Annotated in this window: 11 protein-coding genes and 1 pseudogene; 6 read left to right on the plus strand and 6 right to left on the minus strand. The window is 67.6% G+C overall.

Features of this window, described 5'->3' with window-relative positions:
* Positions 1-43: 43 nt before the first annotated feature.
* Entirely contained in the window at positions 44-1,087 is a 1,044-nt protein-coding gene (locus tag HW578_RS06000) for a uroporphyrinogen decarboxylase family protein (protein WP_198369638.1), read from the plus strand.
* A gap of 237 nt (positions 1,088-1,324) precedes the next feature.
* Here HW578_RS06000 and HW578_RS28560 read toward each other — a convergent pair.
* Positions 1,325-1,510 (minus strand): annotated as a pseudogene (locus tag HW578_RS28560) (hypothetical protein); the annotation flags it as partial.
* A 348-nt stretch (positions 1,511-1,858) separates the two neighbouring features.
* Here HW578_RS28560 and HW578_RS06005 point away from each other — a divergent pair.
* From HW578_RS06005 to HW578_RS06015, 3 genes are read left to right on the plus strand one after another with little or no spacing between them, the layout of a single operon-like run.
* Positions 1,859-3,253 (plus strand): efflux RND transporter periplasmic adaptor subunit, encoded by a 1,395-nt coding sequence (locus HW578_RS06005; protein WP_198369639.1) that lies wholly within the window; start codon positions 1,859-1,861, stop codon positions 3,251-3,253.
* Positions 3,250-4,476 carry an ABC transporter permease gene (locus HW578_RS06010; RefSeq protein ID WP_198369640.1) on the plus strand — a complete coding sequence of 409 codons (1,227 nt, stop codon included), beginning with the start codon at positions 3,250-3,252 and terminating at the stop codon, positions 4,474-4,476. Before HW578_RS06005 ends, HW578_RS06010 begins: the two co-directional genes overlap by 4 nt.
* The gene (locus tag HW578_RS06015) at positions 4,469-5,212 is read left to right on the plus strand and encodes an ABC transporter ATP-binding protein (protein ID WP_198369641.1); all 744 of its coding nucleotides are present in this window, start codon (positions 4,469-4,471) and stop codon (positions 5,210-5,212) included. The genes HW578_RS06010 and HW578_RS06015 overlap by 8 nt, the downstream gene beginning before the upstream one ends.
* A gap of 510 nt (positions 5,213-5,722) precedes the next feature.
* Here HW578_RS06015 and HW578_RS06020 read toward each other — a convergent pair.
* From HW578_RS06020 to HW578_RS06030, 3 genes are read right to left on the minus strand one after another with little or no spacing between them, the layout of a single operon-like run.
* Positions 5,723-6,958, minus strand: coding sequence for a DUF2254 domain-containing protein (locus HW578_RS06020; protein ID WP_198369642.1), 1,236 nt, complete (start codon positions 6,956-6,958; stop codon positions 5,723-5,725).
* Positions 6,943-7,827 carry a bile acid:sodium symporter family protein gene (locus tag HW578_RS06025; RefSeq protein ID WP_198369643.1) on the minus strand — a complete coding sequence of 295 codons (885 nt, stop codon included), beginning with the start codon at positions 7,825-7,827 and terminating at the stop codon, positions 6,943-6,945. The genes HW578_RS06020 and HW578_RS06025 overlap by 16 nt, the downstream gene beginning before the upstream one ends.
* A 9-nt stretch (positions 7,828-7,836) precedes the next feature.
* Positions 7,837-9,558, minus strand: coding sequence for an FAD-dependent oxidoreductase (locus HW578_RS06030; RefSeq protein WP_198369644.1), 1,722 nt, complete (start codon positions 9,556-9,558; stop codon positions 7,837-7,839).
* Positions 9,559-9,712: 154 nt separating this feature from the next.
* On the opposite strand from HW578_RS06030, the gene HW578_RS06035 reads away from it, so the two are divergent.
* Both HW578_RS06035 and HW578_RS06040 read left to right on the plus strand, forming a co-directional pair.
* Positions 9,713-10,258 (plus strand): hypothetical protein, encoded by a 546-nt coding sequence (locus HW578_RS06035; protein ID WP_198369645.1) that lies wholly within the window; start codon positions 9,713-9,715, stop codon positions 10,256-10,258.
* Positions 10,259-10,411: 153 nt separating this feature from the next.
* Entirely contained in the window at positions 10,412-11,305 is an 894-nt protein-coding gene (locus HW578_RS06040) for a transporter (protein WP_198369646.1), read from the plus strand.
* A 21-nt stretch (positions 11,306-11,326) separates the two neighbouring features.
* Here the strand turns inward: HW578_RS06040 and HW578_RS06045 are convergent, their stop codons facing one another.
* The gene (locus HW578_RS06045; protein ID WP_198369647.1) at positions 11,327-11,461 is read right to left on the minus strand and encodes a hypothetical protein; all 135 of its coding nucleotides are present in this window, start codon (positions 11,459-11,461) and stop codon (positions 11,327-11,329) included.
* An 8-nt stretch (positions 11,462-11,469) separates the two neighbouring features.
* The coding region (locus HW578_RS06050) for a DDE-type integrase/transposase/recombinase (protein WP_198369648.1) at positions 11,470-12,075 on the minus strand (606 nt) is incomplete at its 5' end.

Raw genomic sequence — 12,075 nt, forward strand, 5'->3', positions numbered from 1 at the left:
CGCCGGCGCGCAACGTCGGCCGAGAACAAGGACCCAAGACGCCATGGCCACCACCACCACCCTCCTGCCGACCACCGTCGTCGGCAGCTATCCACAGCCCGACTGGCTGGTGGATCGCGCGATCCTGACGAAGAACAACGTCGTGCCCCGCGTGCGCCTCAAGGAGATCTGGCGCGTGGCCGCGGACGCGCTGGAACAGGCGCAGGACGACGCCACGCTGATCGCCGTGCGCGACATGGAGCGCGCCGGCATCGACATCATCACCGATGGCGAGATGCGCCGCGAGAGCTACTCCAACCGCTTCGCGCTCGCGCTTGATGGCGTGGACGTCGATAACCCCGCCGTGGTCAGTGGCCGCATGGGCAAGCCCACGCCGGTGCCGCGCGTGACCGGCCCGATCCGCCGCCGCCATGCGGTTGAGGTGCGCGACGTGCAGTTCCTGCGGGCCAATACCGACAGGAAGATCAAGATCACCCTGCCCGGCCCCTTCACGCTGTCGATGCAGGCGGCGGACGAGCATTATCGTGACGAGGAAGCGTTGGCGCTGGCCTATGCCGAGGTGGTGGCGGAGGAAGCGCGCGACCTGGTCGCCGCCGGTGCCGACGTCATCCAGCTCGACGAGCCCTGGCTGCAGGCGCGCCCCGAGCAGGCCAAGCGCTACGGCGTGAAGGCGATCAACCGTGCGCTGCAGGACGTTCCGGGCACCACGGTGGTGCACCTGTGCTTCGGCTATGCGGCGCTCGTGAGCGACAAGCCCTCGGGCTATTCCTTCCTGCCACAGCTCGCCGACAGCACCGCGGCGCAGATCTCGATCGAGGCGGCGCAGCCTAAGCTCGACCTCGGCATGCTGTCGGATCTGTCGAACAAGACGATCATGCTGGGCGTGCTCGACCTCGGCACCACCGAGGTGGAGACGGCGGAGACGGTTGCCGCCCGCCTGCGCGAAGGGCTGCGGCACGTGCCGGCGGAACGCCTGGTGGCGGCGCCCGATTGCGGCATGAAGTACCTGCCGCGGGCGCGCGCCGTCGCCAAGCTGCAGGCACTGGCCGAGGGCGCCGCCATCGTGCGGCGCGAACTCGCGGGCTAAGCGCGCGCCGACCCAGCGCGCCAACCACCGGGGGCTCGTGCCGCGGCCCCCCGGTCGGGAGATCCATCGATCTGGAGTCACGACTCATCGGCTTGTCCGGTGCGACGCGATGGCTGCGGCTGGTCTTCGACGCGAAAAGGCCCGGGGGCTGATCTGTTGGTTGGTTTGGTCAAGCTGCATGCGGGGCCACGCAAGCACCTTGATTTGCCTCTCACGGCGTAGTGAATCGCGCCGGGTTTACCGGAGGCTGTTTGGTTTGTGTAACGCCGCCAGGAGCACGTTCTGCCGGGCTACGTGGCAGAGTTGTGCGGCCTCGCCGGGCGGGATTTTGCCAATAGGCTCCAGCAGCCGCCGATGGCTGATCCAGTCCCCCCATTCAAGGGCGACAAATTCCGCAGCTTCTAGCGACCGCCATAGGCGGCGCAGCTTCGGCCAGCAGCTGCCGGTGCCGCGGCGGCGATTGATCTGCATCAGGGATGGCAGAACGAGATCGACTTAGCAGTGTCCAGGCTAGGAACCGAGTGATCATGGAACTCCCGCGTTCCCCGGGCGTTGTCGGGCGGGACACAGTATACTAGGTGCGGCGACCGCCTGTGTCCGACGGTTTGGCGCGGTTGCCGGCGCGAACCACCGCCAAGCGGCTGCTAGACGCAAGCTGTTGGGGCCTGTGCCAGGTGCCGGGAGTGCCTATGCGCAGGCATGGGTCGGACATCCAGGCATGGAAATCCGCCATCGGCGGCGCTGCATCCCCACCTCGGAGGTGGGGATCTGATGCGACGACGATATGAGGTTTCTGCGATGCGTTCCGACTCTCTGCCGGTGCCCGCCCCCAGCGACCAACGCCACCAACCGGTGTCGCAAGACTCCGCGGCAGGCCTGCTGGTAGCCGTTGGGCGCCCGGCGGGATCGCCTGAGACAGCCGCCGGTGGCCCGCTCTCCATAGCTAGGCTTTTGGGCTGGCGCCTGTGGGAAGGGCGCTGGCGCGTCTTCGGCGTCCTCATCCTGATCGGCATCGCCCTCTACTTCAGCATCCCCTGGGTGCTCGGCCCGGTCGTTTCGGCGCAGCCCGTGCTACGCGGTGCGCTGGTTCAGAGCGTCGTCGCAAGCGGCCGTGTCGAGACGCCGCACCGCGTGAATGTCGGCAGCCAGATCACCGGAACCGTCGCATCAGTTCCTGTCCTGGAAGGCCAGACCGTCGCGGTGGGCCAGGTTCTTGTGACTCTTGAGGACAGCGAACTGCGCGCAAGCGTCGAGCAGGCAGAGGCCGCCGTCGCTCAGGCTGCGGCACGGCTGCGGCAGATCATCGAGGTGACACTGCCCGTCGCGCAGGAGAACCTGAGCCAGGCGCAGTCGAACCTCCTCAACGCGCAGCAGCAATATGCCCGCGCCGAAAGCCTGCGCTCAGGCGGCTTCGAGACCCAGGTGCAGCTCGACAATGCCCGGCGTACCCTCAGTGTCGCGCAAGCACAGGTCCGCGCCACGCAGGCGCAGGTCGCCGGCAATCTCCCCGGTGGGACGGAATACGTTGCCGCCGAGGCTGCACAGCGCCAGGCGGGCGCGAGCCTTCTCGTGGCGCTGTCAAGGCTCGACTACACGCAGATTCGTGCGCTGGAAGCCGGCACGCTCATTGCCCGAAACGTGGAGCGCGGCTGGGTCGTGCAGCCGAACCAGGTGCTGATGGTGCTCTCGCCGGTCGGGCAGATCGAGATCGTGGTGCAGATCGACGAGAAGAACCTCGGACTTGTTGCCGTCGGCCAGCGGGCGTCGGCGTCCGCGGATGCCTATCCGGACCGGCGCTTCGCTGCGGAACTGGCTTACATCAACCCGGCCGTCGATCCTGATCGCGCCGCGGTGGAGGTTAAGCTGCGCGTCGTCGCGCCGCCGGACTACCTGCGCCAGGACATGACCGTGTCTGTGGACATCGCCGTGGCGGAACGCGCAGATACGCTCGTCCTGCCAGTCTCGGCCGTGCACGACGCCGCGGGCGCCGCGCCCTGGGTGCTGCGCATCGAAGGCGGGCGAGCCCATCGCCGCGCGGTCAGGATCGGCCTTCGCGGCCCGCAGCGGGTCGAGATCCTGGACGGGCTGCGCGAGGGCGACCTGGTCGTGCCCTCAAGCGCGCCGGTCGCCGATGGCAGCCGGGTTCGTGCCGTTGCGGCTCGATGAGAAACTGGCTGCCCTTCGAGTGGATCGCCGCCATCCGCTTCCTGCGGGATGGCTGGATGCAGACGATCTTCATCCTGGCAGGCGTGTCCATGGGTGTCGCCGTCATCGTCTTCATGTCGGCGCTGCTCACCGGCATCCAGGCGAATTTTCTCAACCGCGTGCTGAGCGCCCAGGCCCATCTGGTGCTGTTGCCGCCGGACGAGGTTGCGCGGCCGCTGCGGGCCATGGATGGCGTCATCCAGGACGCGGTGGTGCAGCGCCCGTCGCAGCGTATCCGCTCCATCGACCAGTGGCAGACGGTGCTGCGGCAGATGCAGGCCATGCCCGAGGTTGCCGTGGCGACGCCCGTCGCCGCGGGCGGCGCACTCGCGGTGCGCGGCGAGGCGAGCCGATCGATCACTCTGACCGGCGTGGAGCCAGAGGGCTACTTCCGCATCGTCAAGCTTCCGGAGACCATCGTTGCCGGTCAGCCGCGGCTGACCAGCGAGGACATCGTCATCGGCACCGACCTCGCCGTCGAACTCGGCGTGGGCGTGGGCGACAAGCTGCGGGTCACCACTGCGACGGGGCGTGACGCGACGCTGACGGTGACGGGCCTCTTCGACCTCGGCAACCGCGGCGTGAACGAGCGGAGCACCTTCGTCGCGCTGCGTACGGCCCAGAGCCTGCTCGGCCTCACGGGCGGCGTGACCAGTCTGCAGGTCAGTCTGCATGACCCGTATGCGGCCGAGATCATGGCTCAGTTGGCGCATGGGATGGCCGGCATCCGGGCCGACAGCTGGATCAGGACGAACATACAGTTCTTCACCGCGGTCAATGCGCAACAGACATCGAACACGGTGATCCGGTTGTCAGTCGGCCTTTCGGTAGCACTCGGCATCGCCAGCGTTCTGGTAGTCTCGGTGGTGCAGCGCTCGCGCGAGATCGGCATCCTGCGCGCGATGGGTGCCCGGCGCGGCCAGATCCTGCGGGTGTTCCTGATCCAGGGGGGCGTGCTCGGGCTGCTGGGATCGATAATCGGATCGGCCGCCGGCGTCGGGGCGCTGGTCGCGTGGCATGCCTCGGTCCGCCAGGCGGATGGGAGCGCGCTGTTTCCCTTGATGATCCAGCCGCAGTTGTTCGTGGTCACGGCCGTGGTGGCGTCATTGACCGGCGTGCTCGCCGCCATGGCGCCCGCGCTGCGTGCGGCGCGGCTTGACCCGGTGGTGGCGATCCGTGGCTGACGCATCCGCGCCAGCGTCGACGGAGGTCCTGCGCCTTGCTGGCGTGCGGAAGTCCTTCGGCGTTGGCACGCCGCGCGAGGTCGAGGTACTGCATGGCGTCGACCTGGTCCTGCAGCGGGGAGAGTTCTGCGCCCTGATCGGACCGTCCGGATCGGGCAAGAGCACGATGCTCAACCTGATCGGTCTGCTCGACCGCCCCACTGCTGGGACGCTATTCATCGAGGGGCAGGATACACGGACCCTCGACGATGCGGCGCTCACCCGACTGCGCGGCCGGAACATCGGATTCGTGTTCCAGCATCATCACCTGATCGGGGCCTTCACGGCGGCGGAGAACGTCATGATGCCGCTGCTGCTCGATCGCAGGCGGCCGGACGCGGCGATGCGCCGTATCGCCGAGGGCTTGCTCGACCGCGTTGGCCTACTGCCCTGGAAGGACAGCCGCGTCGGCAACCTCTCCGGTGGTCAGCAGCAGCGCGTTGCCATCGCCCGTGCACTGGCCATGTACCCGCCATTGGTGCTGGCGGACGAGCCGACCGGAAACCTGGATACGAAGTCTGCCGACGGTGTCTTCGATCTGTTGCGCGAGATGAACCAGACGAGCCGTACCACCTTCCTCATCGTCACGCATGATCCGCGCCTGGCGCAGCGCTGCGACCGCATCATCGAAGTCGTGGATGGTCGGATCGTCGCGGATGGCGCGGTGCCTGCGCCACGGCGGATCGCTGCGTCCTAACGAGCGAAGGCTATCCCGGCGGGCGCCTTGGCATTCTTCATGGGGGCAGGGTCAAGGGTCACCTCGATCCGCCGATACCCGACGGCCTTCGCGTCGTCGTTAACGCTATCTGTAACCTCAGCTCGAGTACTCCGTAAGCGTCTGCCCCGAAAACCCATGAAACCTGCCACTCAGCGCGGCGATCGGTCTGGCGGAGAGCACGGCTCGAATGGAAACTGGCGGAGCGAGTGCTCCTGGATTCGAACCGTCGCTGAACGGCGACACGGATTGACCGCTTTGAAAGTCGCTGCAGCGGTGGGAACCGGGAACTGAAATTCTCTGGCAGGAGAAATCCGGCAAATCGTGTATTTCGAATAGGTTGATGCCTGAACAGCCCGCACTCACTTCCCTGCCGCCGATAACCCGCCGGGCCGCGTCACGCCCAACCGGACGGCTTCGACGATGAAGTCCCGACCTCACGATCGCCGAGGCAGCAGCCGGCGCGTCATTCTTGCCGATCCCAGCCGTGAACTACCGGGTCAGCCCGAGCCCTTGCGGATCCTCCTGCCGGGCCGCATGGCGATCCTGTTCGTCGAAGGTGGACCGCTCAATCGCCGCATCGATGTGAGCCAGGTAGCGCCGCACCTCCTCCCCACGGGCATCACCGTCCAGCAGTTCCTCGAGGCCGATAAGCGCCGAACGCAACCGTCGCAGGACCTGCACGGAGGTCGCCCCGAAGACGCGGATCTCATCGAAGGCGAGGGAGAGATAGTCGCCCCAGCTTGGTGATGGGAACGCGAGGCGCAGTGAGCCCTCCCCGTCCGCCACGCGCCCGATGTCGAGCGGTCGCCGCGCCAGGCGTCGCAGCAGATCCTCGATCTGGTCCAGCGCCTGCACCGCCGTAGTCGGATCGTTGATGGCCGGGGAGAGTGCCTTGATCGCGATGTCGACCAGCAGGCGCAACGGGTATTTGGGGTCCTGCTCGAAGGTGCGGTCGCTGCCGAGGCGCACGGCGCGCAGCAGTTCCACGTCCTGGAGCCCTCCGGTGCCACCCAGCACGCGCAGCACCACGGAACCGTCCAGCACCATGTCGCCAACCGCCGCTTCCATGTCGATAACCCCACCCGCGCGGCGGGCGAGAGCGACAAGTCCAGGGATGTCATAGGCCTGGACATAGCGCGGCGGACCCTGATGCCGCAGAAGTTGCACGACCGGCCCCGCCGGCGTGACGCCAGCGACGGCCGCCGCGCGTGCGCCGCCGGCGACGATAGTCTGGCGGATCACCTCCCGACCCTGGGCGCCGATGAAGCGAAGCGTGTTGGTGATCTGGAGGTCGCCGAGGCGGCGCATCAGCAGCCCGAACACGAGCAGGCTCACGAAGAGCAGCACGACCGCGCCAATGGCGGACAGCGTCGGCACCCCGACCTCGCCGGACCGATCCACCCAGAAGGTCGTGGCAAGCGCGTAGGTGAAGGTCGCGAAGAAGATTCCAAGCGCGTGGAACAGGACCGGGTCGCGCGCGAAGCGCGACGCAAAGCGTGGCGAGTAGGTAATTGCGCTGAACTGCAACATCACGAAGGCGATTGAGAAGACAATCCCCGTCAGTGCCATCATCCCCGAGGAGATCGCCGAGAGCGCCGCCAGGACTGCCGACGAAGAGACGCCTAGGTCAAATGACGCCGCATAGCTATGCTCAAGCCGCGGTAGCACGAGACCGCAAGCAACGCTCACCACGGTATAGGCAATCGGAATCAGCCAGACGGGCATGCTGCCTCTCCCTCGGTGGCCGCGCGCTGCGCATCCCGCGCGAACCACCACGCAGCGAGCAGGCCACAGGCGATCTGCACCGGTACGCCGAGCGTCACCATGACGATCACACCATCATCCACGCCAGGCGCCGAGAGCAGCGGCGCCATGGCTGCGCCCACGTTTCGCGTGCAGAGCCCAAGCCCGAGCACGCTCCGCCGTCGCTGCCGGACCCCGCGCGAAAGGCCATAGCCCGCTGTCGTCATGATCGCCAGGAACAGCACCTGCGAGCCGACCGCGAAACTGCCGAAGGAAGCCAGGAAGCCACGCCCGAAGAGTACGCCGCAGAGCACCAGCATGACCACGGCCGCCCCCGCCGCCACGGACTTGACGCGGGGTCGTGCAGTCTCCGCGACATGCGGCGCGAAATGGAACACCGCCATGCCGAGCGCGAGTGGCGCCAGGACCATGACCAACAGCGGGCGTGCGATGGCCCACGCGTCGATGGAGAGCCCGGGGGCCAGCAGCGGCACCGCCACGGGCATTAGCAACAGCGTGCCGACCGCGGCCAGCAGCATCATCGCCGGCACATAGGCGACGTCGCCCTGCGCGCGCTTCACCATGACCGGGACGAAAGGCGCGCAGGGCGTGAGGCCGAGCAGCATTAGCCCCAGCGCATGCGGCGGCGAGAGCGGCAGGAGGCGCGCCATGCCCCACGCAAGGGCGGGCCCGATCACGAAGCTGAAGCCGAAGCCGTAGAGGAGGAAGCGACGATCGCGCAGCCCCGAGAGCGCGTCCCGCAAGCGTAGCCCGAGCCCCATCTCCATTAGCGAACCCGCCATGAAGACGAGAAGCGACAGCTTCAGCGCGAGCAGCGGGAGGTCGCTCACCGCCGGGCGTCAGTCGAGGGCATGACCGATCCCCTCGGGGCCGGGCTCGAGCACGGCGCGGGACAGCATACCGCCCGGCAGTGTCCGCGCGCGGAACCCGTTCTGCAGAAGTAGCCGCGTCGCGTAATAGGCGCGCTGGCCGGAGCGGCAGATGACCTGGATCTCGCGGTTGCGGGGCACCTCCGCGAGCCGGTCGCGCAACCGGCCAAACGGGACGTGAAGCGCGCCCGGGACGCATTCGACCGCCAGTTCCGGCGCCTCGCGCACATCAACCAGCAGCCCGTCGCCGCGCGCGCCCCAATGCGCGACCGGCATGTCACCGCCGAGGATGCCGCGCGCCATCATTCCCGCGAAGTTCAGCGGGTCCTTGGCGCTGCCGAATTGTGGCGCGTAGCAGAGTTCGCTCTCGGCCAAGTCGTCGATCGTGGCACCCATCTGGACCGCCATCGCAAGGGCGCTGATGCGCTTGTCCGCCGCCGCCGCGTCGCGGCTCAACGCCTGGCCGCCGAGCACCTTCCCGTCCGAACGGCGGAACAGCACCTTCATCGCGATCGGCCGCGCCCCTGGATAATAGCCGGCATGGGAGTTCGGATAGAGATAGACCTTCTCGTAGTCCGTCATGCCGAGCGGCAGCAACGTCTTCTCGCTGGCTCCCGTCCAGGCCGCGGCGGCGCCGAACAGGCCGATGATCGCAGTGCCCTGGGTGCCGCGGTAGCGGGAATCGCGTCCGGCGATCACGTCGGCCGCGATGCGCCCCTGCCGGTTCGCAGGACCAGCCAATGCGACGAAGCCCCATTCCCCGGTGACGGCGTCGCGCACCTCGACCGCGTCGCCGACGGCAAAGATGTCGGGATCGCTAGTGCGCATCCTGTCGTCCACGCGGATGCCGCCAAGGGCGCCGATCTCGAGCCCCGCGTTGCGTGCCAGCGTCGTATCCGGCCGCACGCCGAGCGCGAGGATCACGATATCAGCCGGATAGGTCCTGCCCGCGCGCGTCGCGACCGCGAGCCTGCCATCCTGTGCCTGGCTGAACCCCGCCACGCCGTCGCCGAGCGCCAGCGTGACGCCGTTCATCGCGAGATGGCCCTCGACCAGGCGAGCGAATTCGTAGTCGAGTGGCGCCAGCACTTGGTCCGCCATCTCGACCAGCGTCACCTCGAAGCCGCGGTGGCGCAGGTTCTCCGCCGTCTCCAACCCGATGAAGCCGCCGCCCACCACGACCGCGCGGAGGGCCGGCCGCAGCATCTGGATAGCGGAATAGTTGTTCATACCGGCGAGGAATTCGGTCCCGCGCTCCACCCAGGCACGGATGGCGCGCGCGTCGGGCGCGGTGCGTACCTCGAAGATCCCAGGCAGGTCGATGCCTGGCAGCTTCGGACGGATCGAGGCGCCACCGGGCGAGAGTACGAGGCGGTCATACGACTCCGCCGTAGCCCCGCCGGTCGCGGCGTCGCGGAGCACGACGGTCTTCGCGCGCTGGTCGATCGAGACCGCCTCGCAGTTGGTGCGCACGTCCATGGCGAAGGTCTCGCGGAAGGTGCGCTCGTTCGCGACCAGCAGGCTGCGTTCCTGCGCGATCACGCCGCCGACATGGTAGGGCAGGCCGCAATTCGCATAGGAGACGTAGGGACCGCGCTCGACTATCACGATCTCGACCGTCTCATCCAGCCGCCGCAGCCGCGCCGCGCAGGAAGCCCCGCCTGCTACCCCGCCGACGATCACAACCTTCATGCGTGCGCTCCCCGTCGTGGTGCGTTTTCGACCGCGTTCATGCCGCGATGATTGCCGTTCCACGTTGATAGAGATCAACGCGATGGCTGCGATATGGTTCCAGATTTGGATGCTGCCGCACACATGTCGGCGAACCCGACTATGGAGAAGCGCCATGCAGCGCCGCTCGCTCTTCCCTCTGCCGCTTCTCGCAGCCTGTACCTCGGTCGAGGCTGAGCGCACCACCACACTCGTCGGCGTCGTCGAGATCGCTGACCAGCAGTCGCGCGAGATCCTGCTTCGCGGTCAGGGCGGTGCGCAGACCGGCAAGCTACTGACGCTTGTGGCCGGGCGGGGCGTGCAGCGTCTCAACCAGATCAAGTCCGGCGACCGCGTGACGGTGCGCTACCACCAAGCGCTGGCGGCGCGGGCCGTGCGCTCCGGCGCGCCTGGTAGCCAGCCCTTCGCTGGCGTCGCCCTCGCACGCGAGGCGGAACGCCCTGGCGGCGAAATCACCCGCGTCCGCTCCGGGCGCGTCACCATCAACGATGTCGACCGCCTTGGCGGCACGGTTAGCTTTGTGGGCCCTGGCAACATGACCCGGACGGTGACGGCGGAGAACCTCGAGACGCGGACCTTCATCCTTGGTCTCCGTGTCGGCGATCAGGTCGACGTGGTCTTCGAGGAGGCGCTGGCGGTCTCGATCGAGCCGATGCGCTGACGCTACGGCGGCGCGGTGACGCCGGGGGCGCGTCATGCCCCGGTTGCGCCGTACGCCGGCTCCGAAGAGACTTGCGTCGTGAGTATGCGCACGACAATTGCCACGCCCAGGGCCGGCCATGACTGGCTGCCGCGCGTTCGTCCGAGAACCGCGGTGGCCCTTGCGCTGGCCGTCGCCACCGGTGCGTCCGCAGCATCGGCACAGGACATCGAGCCGCGTGCCTTCGCCAACACGCCGGTCGGCGTGAACTTCCTGATCGGTGGCTATGCCTTCACACGCGGCAGCCTCTCCTTCGACCCGGCGGTGCCGGTAGCCGAAGCCCAGCTGCGGACCTCGAGCCTTGTCCTCGGCTACGCCCGGTCCTTCGAGATTCTAGGCATGTCGGCGAAGTTCGATGCCCAGGCACCCTTCAGCTGGCTCTCTGGCACGGCGACCTTCGCAGGGCAGCCGGTGGATCGGGAGGTCGACGGCTTCGGCGACCCGCGCTTCCGCCTCTCGGTCAACTTCCTCGGCGCACCCGCGCTGACGCTCGATGAGTTCGCCGCCTGGCAGCAGGACCTGATCCTGGGCGCGAGCGTGCAGGTATCCGTGCCGGTGGGGCAGTACGATCCGACGCGCGCCGTGAACCTCGGGACCAACCGGTGGTTCGTGAAGCCGGAACTCGGCGCGTCGCAGCGCTTCGGCCCTCTGACGCTCGAGACGACCGCCGCCGTCACCTTGTTCAGCGACAACAGCGACTTCCTGCGCGGCCAGACACGATCGCAGGAACCGCTCTATTCCTTCCAGGGTCACGCCATCTACAGCTTCGGCAGCGGCGTCTGGGGAGCAGTCGACGCGACCTATTTCACCGGTGGGCGGACTACGATCGACGGCAAGGTGAACGACGATCTGTTGCGGAACTGGCGGCTTGGAGCAACCCTTTCCTTCCCGCTGAGCCCCCGCTACTCGGTTCGCCTTTATGGCAGCAGAGGAGTCTCCGCGCGCACGGGAAACAACTACGACCTGCTCGGGATTGCACTGCAGTACCGCTGGGGCGGCGGCCTCTGAGAAACAGCGCCCGTGACAGCGTCATGCGCCAGTGCGGATCTCCACCCGCCCCGCGCGCGCTGCTGCAATCAACGCATTGTGGTCGCGCTCGGTCTGGTCGGCATAGGCGGTGGCGAAATCTGCCATCGCGTCCACGAAGGCCTCGCTCTCGCTCAAGTAGGCGGCTAGATGTTTGGTCCCGGCATTTCATGGTGCGGGTTTGCGGTGAACCTATGGGGGTCTGCGGCCCATGATCGGCAGATGAACTCGTAGGGGGTGAGGCCCTTCAGGGTCTTGAGCCGCCGCGCGTAGTTGTAGGTATCGAGGAACAGGGCGAGGTGGCTGCGGAGCTCGTCGTGCCTGCCGTAGTGGTAGCGCTGGACGGTGGCCTCCTTGAGCGTCCTGTTCATTCTCTCGACCTGGCCGTTCGTCCACGGGTGGTAGGGCTTGGTCAGGCGGTGCTCGATGTGGTTCTGGGCGCAGGCGAGTTCGAAGGAATGGGCGCGGAACATCTCGCCGCGGTCCATGGCCTCACGGATGAGTGGTGCGGCAGAGGCGATGTTGCCGGGCGTGGTGAAGTGCTGGCCGTTGTCGGTGAGCACGGTGTGCACGCGGTAAGGCACGGCCTGCAGCAGGGCGCGCAGGAAGTCGGAGGCGATGCGCGTGGTGGCGCGCTCGTGCAGTTGGGCAAAGGCGAACTTCGAGGTGCGGTCGATGGCCACGAAGAGGTGGAGCTTGCCCTGCTCGGTCCTGACCTCGGCGATGTCGATGTGGAAGTAGCCGATCGGGTA

The organism is Roseomonas rosulenta (genome assembly GCF_016106005.1).
In the GTDB taxonomy this organism is placed as follows: domain Bacteria; phylum Pseudomonadota; class Alphaproteobacteria; order Acetobacterales; family Acetobacteraceae; genus Neoroseomonas; species Neoroseomonas rosulenta.